The 23401-nt window shown below is 71.5% G+C and carries 21 protein-coding genes; 13 read left to right on the forward strand and 8 right to left on the reverse strand.

The window, feature by feature from the left end:
- Nucleotides 1-14 precede the first annotated feature (14 nt).
- The 4 genes from AWQ71_RS20940 to AWQ71_RS20955 all read left to right on the forward strand — a co-directional run bounded on the left by AWQ71_RS20940 (nt 15) and on the right by AWQ71_RS20955 (nt 4444).
- On the forward strand, nt 15-629 hold the full coding sequence (locus AWQ71_RS20940) for a cysteine hydrolase family protein (protein WP_067135748.1): 615 nt from the start codon (nt 15-17) through the stop codon (nt 627-629).
- A 108-nt stretch (nt 630-737) separates the two neighbouring features.
- On the forward strand, nt 738-1292 hold the full coding sequence (locus tag AWQ71_RS20945; RefSeq protein WP_067135750.1) for a 2'-5' RNA ligase family protein: 555 nt from the start codon (nt 738-740) through the stop codon (nt 1290-1292).
- 102 nt (nt 1293-1394) lie between these two features.
- The gene (locus AWQ71_RS20950) at nt 1395-2120 is read left to right on the forward strand and encodes a nucleoside/nucleotide kinase family protein (RefSeq protein WP_067135972.1); all 726 of its coding nucleotides are present in this window, start codon (nt 1395-1397) and stop codon (nt 2118-2120) included.
- A gap of 5 nt (nt 2121-2125) precedes the next feature.
- Nucleotides 2126-4444, forward strand: a complete 2319-nt coding sequence (locus AWQ71_RS20955) for an FdhF/YdeP family oxidoreductase (RefSeq protein WP_084259108.1) — start codon at nt 2126-2128, stop codon at nt 4442-4444.
- Nucleotides 4445-4510: 66 nt separating this feature from the next.
- Here the strand turns inward: AWQ71_RS20955 and AWQ71_RS20960 are convergent, their stop codons facing one another.
- Both AWQ71_RS20960 and AWQ71_RS20965 read right to left on the reverse strand, forming a co-directional pair.
- The gene (locus AWQ71_RS20960; RefSeq protein ID WP_067135754.1) at nt 4511-5239 is read right to left on the reverse strand and encodes a YcnI family copper-binding membrane protein; all 729 of its coding nucleotides are present in this window, start codon (nt 5237-5239) and stop codon (nt 4511-4513) included.
- A gap of 40 nt (nt 5240-5279) precedes the next feature.
- Complete coding sequence (locus AWQ71_RS20965; RefSeq protein WP_067135974.1) at nt 5280-5831, reverse strand: hypothetical protein; 552 nt, start codon at nt 5829-5831, stop codon at nt 5280-5282.
- A 180-nt stretch (nt 5832-6011) separates the two neighbouring features.
- Between AWQ71_RS20965 and AWQ71_RS20970 the strand changes: the two genes are divergently transcribed.
- Entirely contained in the window at nt 6012-7349 is a 1338-nt protein-coding gene (locus AWQ71_RS20970) for a lanthionine synthetase LanC family protein (RefSeq protein ID WP_067135756.1), read from the forward strand.
- Nucleotides 7350-7352: 3 nt separating this feature from the next.
- Here AWQ71_RS20970 and secA2 read toward each other — a convergent pair whose 3' ends face one another.
- Nucleotides 7353-9614, reverse strand: coding sequence for an accessory Sec system translocase SecA2 (gene secA2, locus AWQ71_RS20975; protein ID WP_439650373.1), 2262 nt, complete (start codon nt 9612-9614; stop codon nt 7353-7355).
- Nucleotides 9615-9765: 151 nt separating this feature from the next.
- On the opposite strand from secA2, the gene AWQ71_RS20980 reads away from it, so the two are divergent.
- Complete coding sequence (locus AWQ71_RS20980) at nt 9766-10122, forward strand: VOC family protein (protein WP_067135760.1); 357 nt, start codon at nt 9766-9768, stop codon at nt 10120-10122.
- Between the two features lie 93 nt (nt 10123-10215).
- Nucleotides 10216-11085 carry a DMT family transporter gene (locus AWQ71_RS20985; RefSeq protein WP_067135762.1) on the forward strand — a complete coding sequence of 290 codons (870 nt, stop codon included), beginning with the start codon at nt 10216-10218 and terminating at the stop codon, nt 11083-11085.
- On the opposite strand, the gene AWQ71_RS20990 is transcribed toward AWQ71_RS20985, so the two are convergent.
- On the reverse strand, nt 11063-12214 hold the full coding sequence (locus tag AWQ71_RS20990) for an FAD-dependent monooxygenase (protein WP_067135763.1): 1152 nt from the start codon (nt 12212-12214) through the stop codon (nt 11063-11065). The two genes, AWQ71_RS20985 and AWQ71_RS20990, sit on opposite strands and share 23 nt — an antisense overlap.
- Before the next feature lie 83 nt (nt 12215-12297).
- On the opposite strand from AWQ71_RS20990, the gene AWQ71_RS20995 reads away from it, so the two are divergent.
- Nucleotides 12298-12903 (forward strand): TetR/AcrR family transcriptional regulator, encoded by a 606-nt coding sequence (locus AWQ71_RS20995; protein WP_067135765.1) that lies wholly within the window; start codon nt 12298-12300, stop codon nt 12901-12903.
- A 145-nt stretch (nt 12904-13048) separates the two neighbouring features.
- Here the strand turns inward: AWQ71_RS20995 and AWQ71_RS21000 are convergent, their stop codons facing one another.
- Both AWQ71_RS21000 and AWQ71_RS21005 read right to left on the reverse strand, forming a co-directional pair.
- Nucleotides 13049-14800 carry an ATP-binding protein gene (locus tag AWQ71_RS21000; RefSeq protein WP_067135770.1) on the reverse strand — a complete coding sequence of 584 codons (1752 nt, stop codon included), beginning with the start codon at nt 14798-14800 and terminating at the stop codon, nt 13049-13051.
- Nucleotides 14801-15237: 437 nt separating this feature from the next.
- Nucleotides 15238-15819: a GNAT family N-acetyltransferase gene (locus AWQ71_RS21005; RefSeq protein ID WP_067135772.1), complete on the reverse strand. Its 582-nt coding sequence runs from the start codon at nt 15817-15819 to the stop codon at nt 15238-15240.
- An 85-nt stretch (nt 15820-15904) separates the two neighbouring features.
- On the opposite strand from AWQ71_RS21005, the gene AWQ71_RS21010 reads away from it, so the two are divergent.
- Genes AWQ71_RS21010 through AWQ71_RS21025 form a run of 4 tightly spaced genes read left to right on the forward strand, consistent with a single transcriptional unit; the run spans nt 15905 to nt 20459 of the window.
- The gene (locus AWQ71_RS21010) at nt 15905-16882 is read left to right on the forward strand and encodes a phosphotransferase family protein (RefSeq protein WP_067135773.1); all 978 of its coding nucleotides are present in this window, start codon (nt 15905-15907) and stop codon (nt 16880-16882) included.
- A 3-nt stretch (nt 16883-16885) separates the two neighbouring features.
- The gene (locus AWQ71_RS21015) at nt 16886-18100 is read left to right on the forward strand and encodes an acyl-CoA dehydrogenase family protein (RefSeq protein WP_067135775.1); all 1215 of its coding nucleotides are present in this window, start codon (nt 16886-16888) and stop codon (nt 18098-18100) included.
- Entirely contained in the window at nt 18097-19281 is a 1185-nt protein-coding gene (locus tag AWQ71_RS21020) for an acyl-CoA dehydrogenase family protein (protein WP_067135777.1), read from the forward strand. Before AWQ71_RS21015 ends, AWQ71_RS21020 begins: the two co-directional genes overlap by 4 nt.
- The gene (locus tag AWQ71_RS21025) at nt 19278-20459 is read left to right on the forward strand and encodes an acyl-CoA dehydrogenase family protein (RefSeq protein ID WP_084259109.1); all 1182 of its coding nucleotides are present in this window, start codon (nt 19278-19280) and stop codon (nt 20457-20459) included. Before AWQ71_RS21020 ends, AWQ71_RS21025 begins: the two co-directional genes overlap by 4 nt.
- Before the next feature lie 6 nt (nt 20460-20465).
- On the opposite strand, the gene AWQ71_RS21030 is transcribed toward AWQ71_RS21025, so the two are convergent.
- Entirely contained in the window at nt 20466-21065 is a 600-nt protein-coding gene (locus AWQ71_RS21030) for a TetR/AcrR family transcriptional regulator (RefSeq protein WP_067135779.1), read from the reverse strand.
- Between the two features lie 239 nt (nt 21066-21304).
- Here AWQ71_RS21030 and AWQ71_RS21035 point away from each other — a divergent pair, with 239 nt between their 5' ends.
- Nucleotides 21305-22087 (forward strand): nuclease-related domain-containing protein, encoded by a 783-nt coding sequence (locus AWQ71_RS21035; RefSeq protein WP_067135781.1) that lies wholly within the window; start codon nt 21305-21307, stop codon nt 22085-22087.
- Nucleotides 22088-22339: 252 nt separating this feature from the next.
- Here the strand turns inward: AWQ71_RS21035 and AWQ71_RS21040 are convergent, their stop codons facing one another.
- Nucleotides 22340-23281: an alpha/beta fold hydrolase gene (locus tag AWQ71_RS21040; protein WP_067135783.1), complete on the reverse strand. Its 942-nt coding sequence runs from the start codon at nt 23279-23281 to the stop codon at nt 22340-22342.
- Nucleotides 23282-23401: the final 120 nt, after the last annotated feature.

Raw genomic sequence — 23401 nt, forward strand, 5'->3', positions numbered from 1 at the left:
CCCAAGGAGAGAAAATGACCGTCACGACCCCGGCGCTGGACCCCCGGACGGCCGCGCTGCTCGTCATGGATTACCAGCAGGGAATCCTGGCCTCGCTCCCCGGCTCGGCCGACCCGGAAGCACTGCTGTCACGGGTGGCCGGCGCCATCGCCGACATGCGAGCACACGGCGCCGCCATTGCCTACGTGCGAGTCGGATTCACCGAAGCCGACTGGGCGGCGATCCCGCCGGCCAACAAGACTTTCTCCTTCCTCGGGCAGCAGCGCCTCATGCACCACGCGGATCCCGCCACAGACGTCCACCGTCAGCTCGCTCCCGAGCCCGGCGACATCACCGTCCGCAAGACCCGCTACGGCGCGCTGTCCACGACAGACCTGGACCGGCAGCTGCGGGATCGCGGCATCACCACCCTGGTCATCGCCGGCATCACCACCAGCGGCGTCGTACTGTCCACCGTCACTGACGCCGCCGACCGCGACTACCAGCTCTACGTCCTCTCCGACGGCGTCACCGACCCGGACCCGCAAGCCCATCAGACCCTGATGACCAGCGTTTTCCCGAGAGTGGCCCACATCATCGACACCGCCGAACTGCGCTCGCTCCTGCACGGAAGCCATCCGGGGCCGTGACGCATGTCCCGGGGTCGTCCTGGAGAGTGGACATGACGGCGTCCCTGTTTCTTTCTATCGTTGCTCTCTGGGCGCCGGGCGCGTGCCGTCGTATCTCCGAGGACCGATGTGACCACCAGCAGGACGCCGTCGCCGTTCGCGGCGGGGGAGACCTCCCTCATCGTCAAGTTGCCCGAGGCGGAGCCGATCGTCAGCCCCTGGCGCGAGCGCTTCGACCCGTCGGCGGCGTACGGCGTGCCCGCCCACGTCACGATCCTGTACCCGTTCCTTGAACATGCCAGGATCGACGCCCGGGTGGTGGCGGAGCTGCGGGGGCTGTTCGCCGGGCACGCGTCGTTCGAGGCGCGGTTCGCCCGGTGCGGGCGCTTCCCCGGCATCCTGTACCTCGTCCCCGAGCCGGAGGCGCGGTTCGTGGCGCTGACCGAGGCGGTCGCGGCGCGCTGGCCGGAGGCCCCGCCGTACCGGGGCCAGTTCGACGAGGTGATCCCGCACCTGACCGTGGCGGACGGCGAGGACCTGGACGCGGTCGAGCGGGAGGTCGCGGCCCGCCTACCGGTGGTCGCTCACGCCCGCTCGGTGTCGCTGGAGGTCTTCGACGGCGAGCGGTGGCACCCCGAGGGGGAGTTCCCATTAGGCGGGAAGTTAGGACAAAAACCGTCCTAAAGGACGTCTAGTGTTGTCCCGCGAAACGGGAGGGCGCGCGATGGGGGAATCACGGGAGGGGCACTAGCCTGCGAGGCACCCCGACGAACCGGAGAGGTGGCCATGGACGTCGCAGACCGACCCGGCGGCGCGTACGGCGCGGACGAGTGGGCCGGGCTGGTGCGCCGGGCCGGGGTGCTGGCCGCGCGGTCCTCCGCCACGGGCCGTACCGCCGTACTCGGGATCGCCGGCAAGCCGGGAGCGGGCAAGTCGACGCTCGCCGCCGCGCTCACCGAGGCGCTGAACGCCGAGCGGCCCGGCGTCGCGGTGCTCGCCCCCATGGACGGGTTCCACCTGAGCAACGAGGTGCTGACCCGCCTGGGGCTGCGTGACCGCAAGGGCGCGCCGGAGACGTTCGACGCCTGGGGATACCTCGCCCTCCTGGAGCGGATCAGGGGCGGGCGCGAGCCCGTCGTGTACGCCCCGACGTTCGACCGGGCCATCGAGGAGCCGGTCGCGGGGGCGGTCCCCGTCCCCAGGGAGACCGCGCTGGTCGTTACCGAGGGCAACTACCTGCTGCTGGACGAGGAGCCGTGGCGGCGGGTCCGCGCGCTCCTGGACGAGATCTGGTACGTGGAGGTCGCCGACGCGCTCAGGCTCGACCGCCTCACCGCACGGCACGCGGCCTTCGGCAAGGCTCCTGAGCAGGCGCGGCTGTGGGCTACCGGCAGTGACGAACGCAACGCGGCACTGGTCGGCCGCACGGCCCACCACGCCGACCTGCGCGTACGCGTCGACGGCTGGGCCCTGCCCATACTTGGCCGCGATATAGGGCGTAGTGGACAATAAACGGAATGTCGGGCGCATTCGGGACGGCAAGGAGGCGCGACGTGGCGAGGAAGGCCCCGGACGAGGACGTCAGCGAGAAGGACCTCACGGTCGGCCCCCCGAAGGACTGGGCCGCCGGGGTCACCGCCGTGGCGAACTCGCTGCGCATGTCGTACGACCAGATGGGCGCCGGGCGCACCCTGCTCACCCTGGCCAGGGTCAACCAGAAGCACGGCTTCGACTGCCCCGGCTGCGCCTGGCCCGAGGGCGACCACCGCAGCCCCGCCGAGTTCTGCGAGAACGGCGCGAAGGCGGTCGCGGAGGAGGCCACCACCCGCAGGGTCACCCCCGAGTTCTTCGCCGCCCACTCGGTACGTGAGCTGGCCGGGCGCACCGAATACTGGCTCGGCCAGCAGGGACGGCTCACCGAGCCGATGTACAAGCCGGCGGGATCCGACCACTACCGCCCGGTGGGCTGGGACGAGGCGTTCGCCGTCATCGCGCGCGAGCTGCGCGCGCTGGCGAGCCCCGACGAGGCGCTCTTCTACACCTCCGGCCGCACCTCCAACGAGGCGGCGTTCGTCTACCAGCTGCTGGTCCGCCGGTTCGGCACGAACAACCTGCCCGACTGCTCCAACATGTGCCACGAGTCCAGCGGATCCGCGCTCAACGAGACCCTGGGCATCGGCAAGGGGACGGTGTCGCTCGCCGACCTGCACCGCGCCGACCTCGTCTTCGTGGTCGGGCAGAACCCCGGCACCAACCACCCGCGCATGCTGTCGGCGCTGGAGAAGGCCAAGCGGAACGGCGCCCGGATCATCGCGGTGAACCCGCTCCCCGAGGCCGGGCTGCTCCGCTTCAAGAACCCGCAGCGCGCGGCGGGCGTGGTCGGGCGCGGCACGACGCTGACCGACCGCTTCCTGCAGATCCGGCTCAACGGCGACCTCGCGCTCTTCCAGGCGCTGTCCCGGCTGCTGCTCGACGCCGAGGACGCCGCGCCCGGCACCGTCGTGGACCGGGAGTTCGTCGAGGAGCACACGCACGGCTTCGAGGAGTGGGCGGCGAGCCTGCGTGACCTCGACTGGGACACGGTGACCGAGGCGACCGGGCTGGAGCGCTCGGCGATCGAGGAGACCGTCCGCGACGTGCTGGCGGCCGAGTCCGTGATCGTCTGCTGGGCGATGGGCCTCACCCAGCACAAGAACTCCGTCCCCACGATCCGCGAAGTGGTCAACTTCCTGCTGCTGCGCGGCAACGTCGGCCGGCCGGGCGCGGGCGTCTGCCCGGTGCGCGGGCACTCCAACGTCCAGGGCGACCGCACCATGGGCATCAACGAGAAGCCGGGGGCGGCGTTCCTCGACGCGATCAGGGACGAGTTCGGCTTCGAGCCGCCCCGCGACCACGGGTTCGACACCGTCGAGGCGATCCGGGCGCTGCGCGACGGGCAGGCCAAGGTGTTCTTCGCCATGGGCGGCAACTTCGTCGCGGCGACCCCCGACACGGAGGTGACCGAGGCCGCGATGCGCCGCGCCCGGCTCACCGTCCAGGTGTCCACCAAGCTGAACCGCTCGCACGCCGTGTGCGGCGAGGAGGCGCTGATCCTGCCCACGCTGGGCCGTACGGAACAGGACGGCGACAGGTTCGTCACCGTCGAGGACTCCATGGGCCTGGTCCACGCCTCGCGCGGGCGGCTGCGGCCCGCCTCGCCGCACCTGCTGTCGGAGGTGGACATCGTCTGCCGGCTGGCCCGCGAGCTGCTCGGCCCGGACGACCACCTGCCGTGGGAGGAGTTCGCGGCCGACTACGGCGCGATCCGGGACCGGATCGCGCGGGTGGTCCCCGGCTTCCAGGACTTCAACGCGCGCGCCCTTGAGGGGTTCGCGCTGCCGAACGCGCCACGCGACGAGCGGCGCTTCCCCACCGCCACCGGCCGGGCCAACTTCACCGTGAACGCCCTGGAGGTGCTGCGCGTCCCCGAGGGCCGGCTGCTGCTGCAGACCGTGCGCAGCCACGACCAGTACAACACCACGATCTACGGCATGGACGACCGGTACCGGGGGGTGCGCGGCGGGCGGCGGGTCGTCTTCGTCCACCCCGACGACCTGGCCGAGCGCGGCCTGGCCGACGGCGACCTGGTGGACCTGACCAGTGAGTGGCCCGACGGCGAGCGCCACGCCGAGGCGTTCCGCGCCGTCGCCTACCCGACCGCGCGCGGCTGCTGCGCCGCGTACTTCCCCGAGACGAACGTGCTGGTGCCGCTGGACTCGGTCGCCGAGACCTCGGGCACGCCGACGTCCAAGAGCGTCGTCGTCCGGCTCAGCCGGTCGGACGCGGCGCCCGCCTGATCGCGGAACGGCCCGCGCGGACACTCCACGCGGGCCGTCCTGTTCAGGGCCGAGAAGCCGGCGCTTTCACTGGGTACGGCGGCGCAGCCCGGCCACGCCGACGGCGGTCCCCACGACGCCGATGACGACCCCGGCCGCGCCGATCAGCCGGGCCGTGCCGTCCGAGGAGTCGCCCTCGCTCGCCGCGGCGACGGACGGCCCGGTGGGCGGCGCGGTGGACGGGGACGCCGCCCCGGTGCCGCTCGCCGTGTCGTCGCCGGCCGCGACCAGCTTGAGGGCCGGCGCCGGGTGGTCCGGCTCGGAGCCGTCGGGCTTGGCCGGGTCGGCCCACTTCACGACCTCGCCGCCCGAGTAGGTTTGGACGGTCGGGAAGGTCAGCTCGTCCACCTTGGTGGGCAGCGGGCCGACCGACGCCTCGAACTCCTCGAACTGACCCGGCCCGATCTTGCCGCCGGTCCAGGTGATCTTCAGGACGGACTCGGTGATGGTGTCACCCGAGTCGGACACCACGGGGGCGGGGAGCTTGCCCTGGGTCACCTTCACGTCCCAGCCGGGGACCGGCCGGACCGAGACGAAGGGCAGCGGGTTGTCGGTCGGGAACTCCACCTCGACCTTCGTGGTGGAGGCGTTGTCCCGCTCGTTCGGAACGCGGAAGGCGAGCTTGGTCCATGAGCCCTTCACCGCGGTCCCGGGGTTGACGGAGACGTGGGCGAGGGCGGGTACGGCGAGGCCGAGCGTGAGCGCGAGCGCACCGGCGGTGACGGCGGCGGCGCGGCGAACTGTGGTCGTGGTCATGGGAGGTTCTCCGGTCGTCTTCGTGAACGGTCAGGGGATGTCAGAAGGCGGGGAGAACCGGTGGGCCACGTCGTACGAGCGCGTGCCGGAGCGTCCGGCCGGTCAGGGGCGCGGGCGCCGCCGCGGCGCGGGGGAGCGGGACGTGCGGCGCGGCGGGTGCGGGCGCCGGGGTCAGCAGGCGCAGCGCGGACGCGCCGAGCCGGCGCAGCAGGGACCACACCGCCGTCTCGCCGCGCGCCAGCCACCATCCGGTGACCAGCGTGGCGACGAGGTGGGCGGCGATCATGCCGGCGTCCACGCCGAGGCGGTGCGTGTGCTGCGGCACCGGGAGGCCGTCCGGCAGGGCGGCGCGGCCGAGCAGCAGGTGCAGGAAGAGCTGCGCCGCCGCGAGGAGGCCGGTGATGGTCGCGCGCGACCGCTCGCGCCCGGCCAGTACGGCCGAGACCGCCATGACGACGGCGCCGCCGACGGCGAGCGCGCCCGGCGTCGGCCCGGTCCCTCCCGCGAACCTGTGCGCGAACACGCCGAGACCCACGCAGACGACCGAGAAGGCGGCGGCGCGGGCGAGACGCAGGGGGAGACGGGCACGCATGGCGCCCAAATGTTCTCACAGAGAGTGGCCGAGCCGTCTCTCCAATGGGTGGGCCGGCTGATCCCGCCGTCCGTAGACTGCTGAATCCCGCACGTCGCGCGGGATTTATGACTATCCTGGTAGGGATTTGTCAGAAATGGTCGCCGTCGCGAGAGGCCGTCGCGAGAGGATGGTGCGCCAGTGAGCCCAGGGCCGCGCGCCGAGACGCCGATCACCGCCGCCGTCATGGCGGCGCGATGGGTGAGGTCGGCCGCGGTCGACCACGGGCGGGGCCCCGATCGGGGCCGGCACTGGGAGCCGAACCCGGATCCGCGCGGACGCTCCGCGATGGCCGGTGACCGGTTCTCGCTGTACTCCGGGTCCGCCGGGATCGTCCTCTTCTTCCTCGAACTCGCCGCCGCGACCGGCCATGAGGAATACCTGGAGGACGCCCGCGCCGGAGCCCGCCACCTCGCCGCGAACTGGCGCGGCCGGTCCGACCTCTCCCTCCACCACGGGCTCGCGGGCGTGGTCTTCGCCCTGGCAGAGGCCGGATGGGCGACCGGCGACGACCGGCTGTGCGAGGCGGCGCGGGCGGGCGCCGACCACCTCGCCCGTGCCGTACGCCCGATGGACGGGGGCGTCGGATGGACCGGCGATCCCGCCCAGCGCGGCGACGGCGGCATCGTCCTCGGGCTGCTGCACGCGGCGGGGATGCTCGGCGTGCCGCTGTACGAGGAGATCGCCGTGGCGGCGGGCGAGCGCATCGCCGGGATGGCGGTGCCGGGGCACCGGTTCGGCGGCGACTCCTGCCCGGACCTGCCCACCGACGCCGTCACCCCCGGATTCCTGTCCGGCACCGCAGGGACCGCGTTCCTGCTGGCCCGCCTGTACGGCCTCACGCGCGAGGAGCGCTTCCTCGTCGCCGCGCGCAGGGGAGCCGACTTCGTCCGCACCGTCAGCCTGGTCACCGAGAGGTGCGCGCTCGTCCCGCACCACGTCCCGCAGGGGCGCGGCCTGCACTACCTCGGCTTCTGCTCGGGGTCGGCGGGTGTGGCCCGGATGTTCTACGAGCTGCACCGTGTGACCGGGGACCCCGGCGACCTCGACTGGGTCGAGCGGCTGGCGCACGGCGTCGTCCAGAGCGGCGTGCCGGGACGGCAGACCGCCGGGTACTGGAACGTGGCCTGCCAGTGCTGCGGCGCGGCGGGGCTCGTGGAGCTGTTCGTCGGCCTGTGGGCGGCCACGGGACGCGAGGCGCACCTCGCGTTCGCCAGGTCCCTCGCCGACGACCTCGTCGCCCGCGCCACCGGCCACGACGGGCGGGGCTACCGGTGGTACCAGGCGTACCGGCGGCTGCGGCCGTGGGAGGTGACCGCCGACACCGGCTACATGGTCGGCGCGGCCGGGATCGGCGCCGCGCTGCTGCACCTGGACGCGGCCGGACGGGCGAGCGAGTCCCGCCGCCTCGTCATGCCGCCGGACAACCCGTTCCCCGCGATCCCCGTGCCCGCCGCGCTGCTGCGCGACCCGCCCTGAGCGTCAGCGCCGGCGCCGCCCGCCCTTCAGCGCGGCGGCGACGCGGGAGAGCACCCGGTCCCACTCCGAGCCGAACGGGTTCTCCTGCACCAGGTAGGTCCAGGTCGCGGTCGGGCGGGCCAGCCCCTGCCCGGCCAGGTCGCCGGTGACGTCCACGCTCTCGAACGTCTCCTTGGAGCGCCGCCCGATCTCGTCGAGCAGGTGCCGGTACGCGGGCACCGCCTCGCGGTTGAACTCGTCGAGCGGGTTGAGCCGCCCCAGCGCCCGCAGGTGGATGCCCTCACGGACGTCCGCCATGTGGGCGAGGTGCTCGGTCCAGCAGCGGTCCAGGTGGAAGAGCACGATCTGGCGGGCGGCCCGCTCGACGGCCGCCTCCCCGGCCGACTCGCGCAGCTCGGCGTACCGCTCGGGGCAGGCGTCCTCCAGCGCGCGGGCGCCCGTGTCCTCGTGCAGGATCCGGTCGCGCCGTTCGAGCAGCTCGTCCCGCTGCCGTTCGAGCAGCCGCGTGTAGCGCCACGTGTTGCGGTGGATCTCCAGGTTGGCGCCCTCGGCGACCCGCTGCGCGTGCCCTACCGTCGAGGCGGCCTGCGGATTCCGTACGACGCCGTCGGCGTCGGCGTCGGGCAGGGAGGCGTCGGGGGCGTACGCGGTGAGCAGGACGTCCTCGCCGCTGACGAAGAACACCGAGCCGCCGGGGTCGCCCTGCCGTCCGGCGCGGCCCCGGAGCTGGTCGTCGAGGCGGCTGCTGTCGTGGCGGCCGGTGCCGATCACGTACAGGCCGCCGAGCCGCCTGACCGCTTCCTCGGCGTCGTCGCCGTCCTCCTCCGCGGCGCCGCCGAGGCGGATGTCGGTGCCGCGCCCGGCCATCTGGGTGGACACGGTGATCGCGCCACGGGCCCCGGCCCGCGCGATGATCGACGCTTCCTCGGCGTCGTTCTTGGCGTTGAGGACGACGGGCGCGAGCCCCCGGGCGCGCAGCCGGAGGTCGAGGCGCTCGGACTCGGCGACGTCCAGGGTGCCGACCAGGACCGGACGGCCGGTGGCGTGCTGGGCGGCGATCTCCTCGACGACGGCGGCGACCTTGTCGTCGGCGGCGGCGAAGATCCGGTCGGGCTCGTCCACGCGTACGCAGGGCCGGTTGGGCGGGATGACCGCCACTTCCCGCTTGTAGAACTCGCGGAGCTGGTCGCCGACGGCCACCGCCGTCCCCGTCATGCCGCATATTTCGGGATAACGGGTGAGGAGGCCTTGGATCGTGATGGAGTCGAGGATCTCCCCGGTCTCCGACGGCGCGAGCCGCTCCTTGGCCTCGACGGCGGCGTGCAGACCGTCCGGCCAGCGCTGCAGCAGCGCGACCCGGCCGCGCGACGGGTTGATCAGGTGGACCCGGCCGTCCCTGACGATGTAGTCCACGTCCCGGGTGAGCAGCGCGTGCGCGTGCAGCGCCAGGTTGACCTCGGCCACCGTGCCGGGATGGTCGTAGAGGGAGATGCCGAGCGCCGTCTCGACCGTGTCGGTGCCCTTGGCGGTGAGGAAGACGTTGCGCCCCTCGTCGTCGACCTCGAAGTGGTAGCCCCGGGACAGCCGCCGGACCAGCGCCGCCATCTCCGGCGCCGCCCGGCCCGGGTCGGCGGCCCCGGCCAGGATCAACGGCACCCGGGCCTCGTCCACCAGCACCGAGTCGGCCTCGTCGACCAGCGCGACCTCCGGCGCCGGGACCAGCAGGTCCGCCGGGTCGGTCCGCAGCCGGTCGCGCAGCACGTCGAACCCCAGCTCGCTGACCGCCGCGTACGTCACGTCCCTTGAGTAGGCCGCGCGCCGTTCCTCGGGCGTGGAGCCCTGCCCGATCCAGCCGACGGTGAGGCCGAGGGCCTGATAGAGCGGGGCCATCCACTCGGCGTCCCGCCGGGCCAGGTAGTCGTTGACCGAGATCACGTGGACCCGCCTGCCGCGCAGCGCGAACCCGGCGGCGGCGAGCGCCCCCGACAGGGTCTTGCCCTCGCCGGTGGCCATCTCGGCCACGTGGCCGTGGAGCAGCGCGAGCGTCCCCACGAGCTGCACGTCGTACGGCCGCTGCCCGAGGGTCCGCACGGCCGCCTCGCGTACCACCGCGCAGAACTCGGCGGTGCCGACGGCGGCCTCCGCCGGAGGGAGCAGCTCGGGTCGCGCCCGCACCTCGGACTCCAGCCGGGCGGCCTCGGCGACCGTCGCCTGGAACCGGGTCAGGTCCACGCTTCCCGGCTTGTCCAGGAGGCGTCTGATCATCTGCGGCACCCAGGCCATGCCCGCTCCAAAAGGTAGTTCGCCGGACCGGGTTTCGTTTGTCCGGTTCCCCGAGCCATTCAAACCCAACGATCTTTCGAGTGCGAAATATTCATGACACGCCCTGACAGGTATGGCGGGCAGATTAGGGCCCATGACAACCATCGCGAAACTGATCGCCTTCACCATCGACTGCGCCGAGCCGAAGCGGCTCGCCGAGTTCTATGCCCAGATCACCGGCTTCGAGGTCCAGTACGCCGAGCAGGAGTACGCCGGGATCGGGGACGGCACCACCAGCATCTACTTCCAGCGGGTGGCCGAGCGCAGGCCCGGCTCCTGGCCCGGCCCGGACAAGCAGTTCCACCTCGACTTCCGCGTCCCCGACGTGGCGAAGGCCGTGGAGGAGTACCTGGAGCTGGGGGCGACCAAGCCGGAGTTCCAGCCGGGCGACAGCTGGGTCGTCCTCGCCGACCCCGAGGGTCACCTGTTCTGCGTCTGCCCGGAAAGGTGATGATCTCGTCCGCGTCAGTGACGGGGGCGGTGGATTTTGTCCCTAAGCTGACGTGGTGAGATCCCTCGATGAACGACTCCCCGGCCGGTGCCCATGATCTGGGTGGGTGTGGTCATCGCCCTGGTCGGCGCGCTCGGATACGCGCTGGGCGCGGCCCTGCAGCAGTTCGAGGCCGTTCGTGACGGCGCCACCCTCCAGCTGGTCAAGCGGCCGCGCTGGTGGCTCGGCGGGATCATCGGCTTCACCGGCGCCAGCCTGCACGCGGTGGCGCTGAGCATGGCGCCGCTGGTCGCGGTGCAGCCGGTCAGCGTCGCCACGTTGGTCTTCGCGGTGCCGCTGGCCGCCATGCTGCACGGCCGCCGGCCGCACCGGGCCGAGATCCTCGGCTCCATCGCGGTGGCGGCCGGGCTGCTCGGCCTGATGCTGCTGGTGCCGGCGCACAACGTCACGCCGTCACTCTCCGACGGGGCCGCCCTCGGCCTGATCGGGTGCGTCGCCGTGATCGTCGCGGTGAGCTTCAGCGTGGCGCGGTTCCTGCGCGGCCCGGGCAAGGCGCTGGCGATGGCGGTCGGCGCCGGGTCGGTCACCGCCACCGTGTCCACGTTCGTCCGCGTCGTCGGCGGCGGGCTGCACGGCGATCTGTCCAAGCTGCTGCACTGGTTCACCCTGGCCATCCCCGTGCTGCTCATCTGCGCCGTGGTCCTGCTGCAGAAGTCGTACGCCGTGGGCTACTTCGGCATCGCGTACGCCGGGGTGCAGGTGGTCGACCCGATCACGTCCGTGCTCGCGGGCGCGATCCTTCTCGGCGAGTCGCTGCCGACCGGCGCCGGGCAGGTGATCCCGGCCCTGCTGGCGGCGGCCGTGCTCGCCGGCGGCACGATCACACTGGGCCGGCTGACGCCGGACCACTCCACCAAGCCGGCCGCGGCCCCCGTCCCGGTCACGCCGGCGGCCACCAGTTGAACGTCGCGTCCGCCTGCCGCAGGGCGGCGGTGGGCCCGGCCAGCCCCGCGAGGGACATCATCCCGTCGCGCGCGGCGACGGCGACCGGGTTCGACCACCGGGTCAACCGGTTGATCGCGGCGGAGCGCCGTACGATCCCGGTGGTCCTCGGCAGCCGGTCGCGGGTGTAGGCGGCGAGGCCGCGCTCGACGGAGCCCGCGCTCACGTGGTGCGCCAGGGTCACCGCGTCCTCGATCGCCTGGCAGGCCCCCTGGCCCAGGTTCGGCGTCATCGCGTGGGCGGCGTCGCCGAGCAGCGCGACCCGGCCCCGATGGAACGCGGGCAGCGGCGTGTCCATGAAGAAGACGTCACTGCGGATCACCTCCGCCGGATCGGCGCGCTCCACCAACGCGGGGATCGGGGCGTGCCAGGTCCCGAACCGCCGCAGCAGCTCGGCCTTCTCCTCCGCCGGGTCCGCGTGGCCCGGCCCGGACGGGACGGTCGCGGTGGCGTAGCAGTACACCTCGTCGCCGGCCAGCGGCATGACGCCGAAGACCTCGCCGCGCCCCCACGACTCCGCTCCGTTGAGCGCCGCGATCCCGCGCCCGGAGACGACGAACCGCCAGGCCGTCGTGCCCGAGTACACCGGATCCGGGTGACCGGGGAAGAGGGCGCGGCGGGCCGCCGAGCGGATGCCGTCGGCGGCGACGACGAGGTCCGCGCGCAGCTCGCCCGCGTCGGTGCTCACCCGGCCCGAGGAGGCGTCCACGTCGTGGACGGCGGTGTTCAGGCGCAGCGCGCCGGGCGGGAGCAGGCCGGCGAGCAGCTCCATGACCGTCGCGCGGCGCAGCAGCACGATCGGGTCGCCGTACCGCGCCTGGGCGGCCTCGGCGCTGGTGCGGGACAGCCAGCCGCCGGAGGCGCGGCGGATGCCGGCCACGCCCTGCAGCGCGGCGAGCTCGCGCACCCGGTCGCCGACGCCGATCGTGTCCAGTGCCCGCAGCGCGTTGGGCGCGATCGCCAGGCCGGAGCCGACCGGCTCGATCGAGGACGCCCGCTCGCACACCGTCACCGTCCAGCCCCGCTCGGCCAGGGCGGCCGCCGCCGTCAACCCGCCGATCCCCGCACCGATCACCAACGCATCGCCCATGACGACCTCCGTCGCTCACTACATCTGTAGTCCGAGCATACTACGGCTGCGGTCGAGGGTGACTACGGCTGTAGTATCCAGGCATGTCGAACCAGCGGGTGACGCGCGTCGCGGACGCGGCCATCGAGATCCTGGCCGAACGGGGGATGCGCGGGCTCACGCATCGCGCGGTGGACGAGGCGGCCGGGCTGCCCTCGGGATCGACCTCCAACCACGCCCGCACCCGGGCCGCGCTGCTCGGGCTCACCCTGGCCCGCCTCACCGAGCTGGAGCGCGACCTCTTCGCCGACCTCATGCCGGATCCGGACGCCGGGGGCGCGGCGGCGCACGGGCCGGTAGATCCGGCCGCCCTCACGGAGCTCCTGGCCCAGGTGATGCACCGCGCGCTCAACCGCGACCGGCATGTCACGATCGCCCGCTACGAGCTGGCCCTGGAGGCGACCCGCCGGCCGGAGCTGCGCGAGATCTACGACCGGGCCGGGGCCGGCTTCCGCGATCCCGCCGCCGCGCTGCTCGCCGCCGCCGGCTCCGCCGATCCCGTACGGCACGGCCGCCAGGCGGTGGCCTTCTTCGAGGGCATCATGTTCGACTCCGTCGTGGGGGCCGGGGCCGCGCCGTCGATCGACGACCTGCGCGCGGCCTTCGCCGAGTTCCTCCGCGGCGTCCTCTCCGGAGCGCCCGCGGAGTAGCGCCGCCAGCCAGGCGCCTCGCAATCTACGGTGCGTCGACCTGCGGTTTCTCGCGGCCAACTTGTCGTGGACTCAAGGCAGGCGTCGGAGAACGCTCCGGTTCGCAGCTGTGGCTCTTACCGGGATGAGGTCTCACTAGTCTGGATCAGATGTCATGGAAAAGGGATTCCTGACGGGCTCGGCGGTAGCGGGCGCTCGAACTTCTCGGCGAGCTCCCGATCAATTCCACCGTGCCTTCCTCTCGCATGATCGAGAGCCAGCGCCGTACCGTTCCATCGGTTAGTCCGGTGCGGCGGGCCAACTCGGCCCTGGAGAGCGTCTCGTCACTGAGCGCGTTCAGTAGCTGCGGACGTCGGTCGCTCCGTGCGGTAGCTGGAGTCCCCGCGAAGGTGCGGCCGCGCGATCGCTGGGACAGTTCGTAGCGTGCCCATCGCCTGGTTCCGGTCTGCAGCACGAGTTCACGCGCTACCAGATCTTGTAGTTCGGTGGTTGCGACGCGGGAATCGACGCCGGTCACGCTCCGATAGGAGCGATTGTCCAGAATCTCTCCTTGCCGGAGCATCGCCAGCGCGATGCACTGGCTGTCGGTGAGGCCTACTTCATCCAGACTCTTGATCCATCTCACGACCTCCTCACTCAACAAGGCGTGATTGGGAATGGTGACGGTGAATGACGCGACTCGGTCTTCAAACTGTGGTGGGCTCATCCCGGCTGCTCGGAGGGCGGAGGCCATGGCCCGGATTCCCGAGCCGCGGTTTTCGCAGACCGTTCGGGTCTCGCCCGGCAGGGGAACGTCTTCGAGAATCTTCATAAGGGTCGCGTTGCGTGCGGAAGAGATCCCCTCTTCGGCGAGGTTGTCGATGGTCACCGGGCCGAACAGTCCGCCGGGGCTCCGGATCGTCAGTTGGTCGGAGTACATCTCGATCTGGATCTGAGTGCCACGGGCGGCACTGGAGAGGTCCCTGTGTACGAGTGCGTTGACCACGGCCTCCCGAAGGGAGGTCTCAGGGTATTCCCAGACGTCCTCTCGCCCGACTCCTCCGATCACGGCTCTCCTGGACATGTTCCGTCGGATCGCCGCGAGTGCGTCGCGGAGCATGACAGGGATGGGGCCCTCAACGATGACGTTGTCCAGAAAGCGGGTCCCGGTAGCAGGAGGCTCGTGGCTGGCCGAGGGGTAGTGAACAAAGCTGATCATCAGCTGCGGGAAATGCTCCTGGGGGTAGGAACCGAGCGCGAGTAAGGCCGCCACGGAAAGCGTCTCTGTACCACCGTTCCCGGTCACCAGTATCTTGGCGCGCCTTAGCAGATTCTCGCGGTCAAGATCTTTGAACGCGTATGGTCTGGTGGTTCGGAGCCGTGCGATGAACGACTCCAGGGCGATCGGGTCGAGCAGCTCCAGCCCGGTTCCTGGAACGGCCTGTTCGTCCTCGCGAGGCTGACCGCGCGAAGACAGCATGATCTGAACCTCGTAGCTCGACAGACGCCGGTCGCCATCACCGACGCGGACGAAACTGCCTTTGGTCATCCCGGCGCCTCTGTAGAAACATGGCCGCTGGGCCGGGTCCAGCTCGGGAACTTCCACAATGACGAGCTGCACGCCTTCGAATTCGTGGACACGGATCAACGGCCGCAGCGCGGGCTCCATGTCGGTGGAACAGAGTGAGGCCAGGTTGTTGGAGAGCTTCACGGCATCCTGCACGCCGGTGGCTGTGAAGCCCGTGGACTCGTCCAAGCCGAGGATGAGCACTCCACCATGGGTGTTGGCGAAAGCCGAGAGCGTCTCTCGGGTCGTCTTCGGCAGCTCGCGTTGGGACTTCTTCACTTCCACGTCGGAGATGTCGCCGCCCAGTGCGCGGAGGTTCGCAACGATCTCGGAAAGTTCTTCATCGAGCATCGATGACTCCTGGTCGACATGAAGGAGCATGCAAACAGCATGCTAGTTGGCATGCTAGCTAGCATGCTGCGGTCGGGAGCGGAAATGCCCGCGACTGAGGAGAGCCTCGCGCTGGCGGCCGAAGGACTGCTTGCTCTCCCGGGGCCGGGCGGGCCGGAAGCTGTCGTCCGGCAGGGCGACCGAGATGGCAGGGAAGGGCGCGCTCGGGGCGATCTAGGTGGTGCTGAACTCGGGTCATCCCGCCGACGTGGGCGTGCGGGAGCTGCGCACTCTGGTGGCCGAGCCGATGCGGACCCGGACTCACCGGTTGCGCCTCGTGTCCAACTCAGCCCCAGTTCACGAGGGTGCCGCAGAGGCCGTGGCAAGAAGCGCAAGTGTTGATCATTCCTGATCTGCCAGATTCCGGCAGATCAGGAAGTGCCGCCAGCCAGGCGCCGTCAGCGTGAGGTGAGGCGGGCCCGGTGCGCGGGCCACTCGTCGTCGAGGATCGAGTAGTAGGGGCTGTCCCGCCAGGTGCCGTCGGCCCGGCGGTACTGGCGCCGCAGGATCCCCTCGCGCACGCCGCCGATCCGCTCGATCGCCGCCTGCGAGCGCAGGTTGAGGATGTCGGTCTTGAGCACGACGCGGGTGAGGCCCAGCGCGTCGAAGGCATGGTCGAGCAGCAGCACCTTGCACTCGGTGTTCACGCCCGAGCGCCAGTAGGCGCGGCCGTACCAGGTCGAGCCGATCTCGACGCAGGCGTCGAAGCCGCTCACGTACCAGAAACCGGTGGAGCCGATCGCGCGCCCGGTCTCCTTGAAGATCACGGCGAACTGGGTGGTGTCCCGGCTGCCGAGGAGACCGGCGACCACCTCGCGCATCGCGGCCTCCGAGCGGGGCATCGCGCCCGGCCGCCACCGCCAGACCTCCTCGTCGTCGTTCAGCGCGGTGAACAGGTCGGAGGCGTGGTCGAGGGCGAGCGGCACGAGCCGGACGACGTCGCCGTCGAGCACGACGGCTTCGGGCATCTTCGCGATCATGCGTAAAGGCTAGTGGGAGCCGGTGCGGGAGGCGTCGCGCGGCCGCTGTCGACATACATACCGTCTGGTCGGTACGCTGCCTGGCGTGAACGCAGACCCGCCCGGCCTGGATCTCGCCCGCCTCTCCCACCACCTCGAACGAGAGGGTCTCACCCGCGGCCCGCTGCGGGCGGAGGTGATCCACGGAGGCAAGTCCAACCTGACCTACGTCGTGCGCGACGCGGAGCGGACGCTCGTGGTGCGCCGGCCCCCGCTCGGGCACGTCCTCGCCACGGCGCACGACATGGGCCGCGAGCACCGCGTCATGACGGCACTGCGCGACACCGGCGTCCCGGTGCCCGCCACGTACCACCTGTGCCAGGACCCCGACGTCGTCGGCGCGCCCTTCTACGTCATGGAGTACGTCGAGGGCGGCCACCCGCCGCTCACCCCGGAGATCGCCCGCGATCTGGTGTCCGTGCTCGCCACGCTGCACTCCATCGACCCGGATCAGGTCGGCCTCGGCGACTTCGGCCGGCCGGACGGCTTCCTGGAACGTCAGGTCGGCCGGTGGAAGCGGCAGCTCGACGCCTCACGCAGCCGCGAGGTGCCCGGCATCGACGACCTGTACGCCCGGCTGGCCCGCGACGTGCCCCGCTCGGGCAGCCCCGCGATCGTCCACGGCGACTTCAAGCTCGGGAACACCCTCATCGCGGACGGCCGGGTCAGGGCGGTGCTCGACTGGGAGATGTCCACCCTCGGCGACCCGCTCACCGACCTCGCGCTGTTCCTTCTGTACGGGGAGTTCGCCGAGCTCGACGGCCCGGGCGGCGCGGCGCCGGCCGACCCGCTGCCCACCGACCCGCTGCTCGCCGCGCCGGAGTTGGCCGCCCACTACGCCGACGCGTCCGGCCGCGACATCTCCCGGCTCGGCTGGTACGTCGGGCTCGCCTGCTTCAAGCTCGCGGTGATCGCCGAGGGCATCCACTTCCGATACACCAAGGGGCTCACGGTCGGCGAGGGCTTCGCCGAGGTCGGAGACCAGGTGGCCCCGCTGGTCGCTCGTGGACTCATGGAGGTCTGACCGATGGATTTCGGGTTCGACGACGTCACGCTGGAGCTGCGCGAGCGGCTGACCGCGTTCATGGACGAATGCGTCTATCCCGCCGAGCCCGCCTTCGCGGAGCAGGCGGCCGCCGGTGGCTGGTCCCCGCCGCCGCTGCTGGAGGAGCTCAAGGCCGAGGCCCGCCGCCGCGGCCTGTGGAACCTCTTCCTCCCCGGCGAGGAGGGAGCGGGTCTCACCAACCTCCGGTACGCTCCGCTCGCCGAGGTCATGGGCAGGTCCCCGGCCATCGCCCCCGCCGCCACCAACTGCGCCGCCCCCGACACCGGCAACATGGAGCTGCTCGCCGAGTTCGGCACCGACTGGCAGCGCAAGAAATACCTGGAGCCGCTGCTCGACGGCCGGATCCGCTCCGCCTTCGCCATGACCGAGCCGGACGTCGCCTCCTCCGACGCGACCAACATCGCCACGTCGATCGTCAGGGACGGCGACGAGTACGTCGTCAACGGCCGCAAATGGTTCATCACCGGCGCGATGAACCCCGGCTGCGCCGTCTTCATCGTGATGGGGAAGACCGACCCGTCCGCGCCGTCGCACCGCAGGCAGAGCATGATCCTCGTGCCGCGTGACACCCCGGGGCTGACCGTCCGGCGCGGGATGAGCGTCTTCGGCTACGACGACGCCGACCACGGCGGCCACGCCGAGATGATCTTCGAGGATGTACGGGTGCCCGCCGACCACCTGATCGGGGAGGAGGGCGGCGGCTTCGCGATCGCGCAGGCCCGGCTCGGCCCCGGCCGGATCCACCACTGCATGCGGCTGATCGGCATGGCCGAGCGGGCGGTCGAGATGATGTGCCGCCGCGCGCTGGACCGCACCGCGTTCGGCAAGCCGATCGCCCAGCAGGGCGTGGTGCAGGACTGGATCGCCGAGTCGCGGGTGCGGATCGAGCAGCTCCGCCTGCTCGTGCTCAAGACGGCATGGCTGATGGACACCGTGGGCAACCGCAACGCGCACACCGAGATCCAGGCCATCAAGATCGCGACCCCGGCGACGGTCGAGTGGATCCTCGACAAGGCGATCCAGACGCACGGCGCGGGCGGCCTCAGCCAGGACTTCCCGCTCGCCGCCATGTGGGCGGGCGCCCGGAGCCTGCGGTTCGCCGACGGCCCGGACGAGGTGCACAAGCGCTCCCTGGCGTACCGCGAGCTCCGCACGTACATGGAGGACCGAGCATGACGGCGGACGCGACCTGGAACGAGGCGGCGGTGCGGGAGCGCGCCCGCGCCTTCCTCGCCGCCAACGACCCCGCGGCGATGGACCGGCTGGACTTCCTGCGCGCCCGGTTCGACGCCGGCCTCGCCTGGGTCCACTTCCCCGAGGGGCTCGGCGGCCTCGGCGCGCCGCGCGAGCTGCAGGCCGTGGTGGAGAGTGAGCTGCGGGGGACACCGGACAACCGGCCCGGCCGGATCGGCATCGGCCTCGGCATGGCGGCGCCGACGATCCTCGCCTTCGGCACCGACGAGCAGAAGAGGCGCTTCCTGCGCCCGCTCTGGACGGGGGAGGAGGTCTGGTGCCAGCTCTTCAGTGAGCCCGGTGCCGGGTCCGACCTCGCCTCGCTCGCCACGCGCGCGGTCAGGGACGGCGACGAATGGGTTGTGGACGGGCAGAAGGTGTGGACCTCCGTGGCCCACACCGCCCGCTGGGCGATCATGGTCGCCCGCACCGACCCGGACGTGCCCAAGCACCGAGGGCTCACCTACTTCGTCTGCGACATGCGGGCGCCGGGCGTCGAGGTGCGGCCGCTCCGGCAGATCACCGGCGAGGCAGAGTTCAACGAGGTCTTCCTCACCGGCGTCCGGCTCCCGGACTCGCTCCGGCTCGGCGCGATCGGGGACGGCTGGCGGGTCGCGCAGGCGACGCTGATGAACGAGCGGGTCGCGATCGGCGCGGCCTCCGGCCGGCGCACCATGATCGACGTGGTCTGCGAGACGTGGCGCTCGCGCCCCGAGCTGCGCACCCACGACCTGCACCAGCGGCTGCTCCGGCTCTGGGTGGAGGCCGAGGTCCTGCGCCTCACCGGGGCGCGGCTGCGCGAGCAGCTCGCCGCCGGACGCCCCGGGCCCGAGGGGTCGGGCATGAAGCTGTCGTTCGCCCGGCTGCACCAGGAGCTGTCCGGGCTGGAGGTCGAGCTGTTGGGCGAGGAGGGCCTCGCCTACGACGACTGGACCTTCCGCCGCCCCGAGACGGTCGACTTCGTCGGGCGCGAGGCGGGCTACCGCTACCTGCGGGCGAAGGGCAACTCCATCGAGGGAGGCACCTCCGAGATCCTCCGCAACGTCATCGCCGAGCGGGTGCTCGGCCTTCCCTCCGAGCCGCGCGCCGACAAGGACATCCCCTGGAAGGAAGTGCCGCGTTGACCACGCTGCTCTACACCGAGGTCGAGGAGGAGCTACGGGCGGCGGTCCGGGACCTGCTCGCCGACGCCTGCCCCCACTCGGCCGTCCTCGCCCGGATCGAGTCGGCCGCGCCGTACGACGGGGACCTGTGGAAGGCGCTCGCCCGCGACATCGGCGCGGCGGGGCTGCTCGTCCCCGAGGAGCTGGGCGGCGCGGGCGCGTCGGCCCGCGAGGCGGCGGTGGTCCTTGAGGAGCTTGGCCGGGCCGTCGCGCCGGTCCCGTTCCTCACCAGCGCCGTGGTCGCCACCCGCGCCCTGCTCGCCGCGCGTACGGCGGGGCCGGGCGAGGTGGTTGACGACCTGCTGCGGCGGCTCGCCTCCGGGGAGGCCACCGCGGCCCTCGCCGTGTCCCTCGCGGCCTCGCCGTACCGGCGGGTGGGCGCCGAGGTGACGTACGAGCCGGCGGACGGCGACGCGGCGGTGGTGAGCGGCCGGGTGGCGGGCGTCGCGGGCGCCGAGATCGCCGACGTGCTGCTGGTCCCGGCCCGCCTCCCGGAGCGGGATGAGAGCGCCCTGATCGCCGTCGAGACCGGTGAGCGGGGCGTCGAGATCACCCCGGTGACGTCGCTGGACCTGACCCGGCCGGTGGCCATGGTGTCGCTCGGGTCCGCCCGGGGCCGGATCGTCGCCCGGGGTGTGGGGGCGGACGCGGGCGGTTCGATCGTCGGGGAGGCTCTCAGGTTCGGCGCGGGGCTGCTCGCCTCGGAGCAGCTCGGCCTCGCCGAGTGGTGCCTGGCCGCCACCGTGGCGTACGTCAAGGAGCGCCGCCAGTTCGCCCGCCCCGTCGGGTCGTTCCAGGCGGTCAAGCACCGGCTGGCGGACCTGTGGCTGGAGATCGGCGGCGCGCGGGCCGCCGCGCGCAACGCGGCCGGCGCCCTCGCGGACGGCGATCCCGGGACGGCGGTGCCAGGGCCGGTGGCTGTGGCTGTGGCTGTGGCTGTGGCGCAGGCCCACTGCGCGGACGTGGCGGTCCACGCGGCCGAGGAGTGCGTCCAGCTCCACGGTGGCATCGGGATGACCTGGGAGCATCCCGCGCACCTGTACCTCAAGCGGGCGAAGGCCGATCAGATCGCCTTCGGCGCCCCCGGCGAGCACCGCGCCGCGCTCGCCGGCCTCGTGGACGTCCCCGCTCCCGTCTGAGGCGGGTCAGGACGCCGGGCGCAGCGAGGCGAGGAGGAGGTCGGCGAAGTGGCGGCCGACCTCCGCGCCGCTGAGCGCCCCGTCCGGGTGGTACCAGGTGCCGAGGTGGTGGACCGAGCCGAAGAAGAAGTCGACCACCATCTCGGCCGGGGTGTCGTCGCGGAAGACCCCGGACCGCTGGCCCTCGACGACCAGGTCGCGGAAGCGCTCGTGGTAGCGGCGGCGTTCGGCCCGTACCGTCCGGCGGATGTCCGGGGCGAGCTGGTGCATCGACCGGAAGAAGATCTTGGAGTCGTCGAGGTTCTCGATCGTGGTGGTGACCACGTCCATGGCGGCGGCGTGCAGGCGCTCGGCGACGGGGCGGTCCCCTTCGGCGAACTCGGTCAGGCGCTCCATCTGCATCCGCAGGACCCGGCCGTAGATCTCCTGGAGGAGGTCGTCCTTCGAGGCGAAGTAGTGGTACATGGCGCCCTTGGTGACCCCGGCCGCCGTGACGATCTCCTGGACCGAGGTGCTCTCGAAGCCTCTCTCGGCGAACAGGCGCGTGGCCTCCGCGAGCAGGCGATGCCGTACGGATTCCTCGGAGGCGACTCCGCTGCGCGCCATGACGACCCTCCCCTGATGCGACCGTGCTGGTGGGTGTCCACGAGCCTTGGCCGGGTCGGTCAACGTTTGCAGACAGCGCACCAGCATACCGACTGGTCGGTTCCGGCGCGTGTTGCCCGGATATAGGTCTTTGTTGCGGAGATGCGACTTTTCCTGGCCTGGAGCCCCGTTTTCGAGACCTGGGGCCCCTGCTCGGTCTAGCGTGGGACGAGCAGTCCTGGCCTTTCGGGGAGCATCCGGTGCAAAGCGGGTCCATCTATGTGCCGCGCGACGAGAAGTTTACCGGCGCGTCGCCGCAGAACCTCTACGTCACCTTCTGGTACGCGGGCCGCAAGAGCCGCCTGTGGACCCGCGGAGTCATCGGTGTGGCGGGCTTCGCCGGCGGCAGTCTGCTCGCGGCCCGGTTCGGGTGGTCCGACACCCTGCTGCCCGGGGTCGTGGTCGGCGCCCTGGCCGCGCTCGCCGACTTCCTGGTCGCCTGGCGGTCCTTCGCCCGTACGGCAGTGTGGCGGGGCAGCCGGCGCGGCGAGGTCCGTACCGGCCGCCTGCTGCGCCGCGCCCTGACCCGGCACGGCTACCGCGTCATGGACGGCCGGGCCGTACCGGGAGAGGCGTCGATCGACCATCTCGTCATCGGGCCCGGCGGCGTCTGGATCGTGGACAACGAGGCGTGGTCGCCCGACACCTACATCGCCCGGTACGGCGAACGCCTGTTCTTCGACGAGAAGTTCGGCACCTCGGTCGCCAAGGGCCTGATCGACGCCGCGTCGACGCTGGCCGCGCTCCTCACCCGCGAGACCGGCATCGACGTCGCCATCGTGCCCGTGCTCGCCGCCCACAGCGGCAAGATCGAGGGCAGGGGAGGGACGGTCACCGCCGAGGGGCTGACCGTCGCCTACCCGCACAGGGTGGCCCGCTGGATCCGTTCCCAGCCCAACGGCTCCCTGACGGAGGAGCAGGTCGAGGTGCTCGCCCGCACCGCCGCCCGCATCCTGCGCGGTACCGCCCTGCGCCGCCGCTAGGTCGTGTCCGGCGTTCACTAGGCAAGTGGGTTGTCGGGATGACACTTGTCGGGGCTTGGGTCAGTCGCTCGGGCTCGACGAGCCACGGTGGGGAGGTTGGGTTCCACCCCAGGGTGAGCCTGAAACCCGCTACCAGATGACCTTGAAGCCCTGACGAGGAGGCCGCGCGACCTGGCCCGCCCCCACGTCCGGCTGTCATCGGTGTGATGCGAGAACTCGGCCTTCAGGTGATACGAACCGGATCACGAGACTCTAGCCCTGCCGGTCCAGCCATTCTGAAATCACGCGGTTGGTTTCTTCGGGCATTTCCCCCTGGATCCGGTGACCGCAGTCCAGGCCGACCACTTCCACGTTGGGCACGAACTCTGTCAGGGTCTCGGACCTCGGGACCGCAAGGTCCCGGTCGCCGTAGATCATGAGGGCGGGCTGCTTGATGATCGGGTCCGCGTCCGCCAGCTGGTGCCAGTTGCGGTCGAGGTTCCTGTACCAGTTGATGCCGCCGGTGAATCCCGACGTCTCGAACGCGGAGATGATGACGGCGAGGTCGCTCTCGGTCATGGCGGGGTCACCGAGCGGTGTTTCCGCCTTGGCGAGATTGATGAATGCCATGCCCGGCTCAGGGGGTGCGGGGGGCACGTTCTTCCGGTAGAGGTTGCGGATGAACTGGGAGGTATTGGCATCGAACACGGCGTCCGCGACGCCCGGCTGCCGGTTGAAGTGGACGAAATAGAAGTCACCGCCGAGGAAGGTTTCCATGACCTCGATCCACGGCGTTTCTCCGCGTTCCATGTAAGGCAGGCTCAGGTTGATCAGCTTGTTCACCCGGTCGGGGTGCAACAGGGCCAGGCTCCAGACGACGAACGCACCCCAGTCGTGGCCGACGAAGGTGGCGTCCTCGTAGCCATAGTGGTCCAGGAGCGCGACGAGGTCACCCGTCAGGTGTTCGATGTCGTAGTCCGTCACCTCGGTCGGGCGGGATGAGTTGCCATATCCCCGCTGGTTCGGTGCGATGACGTGGTAGCCGGCTGCGGCGAGGACGGGCATCTGGTGACGCCAGGTGATGGCGTGCTCCGGCCAGCCGTGGCAGAGCACGATGGGCTTGCCCTTGTTTTCTCGGCCTGCTTCGAAGACTTCGAGCTCCACACCGTCGACCTGGATGAGGGTGGGCTCGGGAAATTCTGCTTGATTGATCACTGCTTTTCCTCTCTGGGGGCGTTCGCTGGCGGTCGACCTCCTCGATGAGGTCATGTCGCCAGCTTGCTACCTAAACCGGTCACCTCATGACCGGTTTTTATGAGAGTTTTGTCTGTATGC

The organism is Microtetraspora malaysiensis, assembly GCF_001528665.1.
Classification (GTDB): Bacteria; Actinomycetota; Actinomycetes; order Streptosporangiales; family Streptosporangiaceae; genus Microtetraspora_A; species Microtetraspora_A malaysiensis.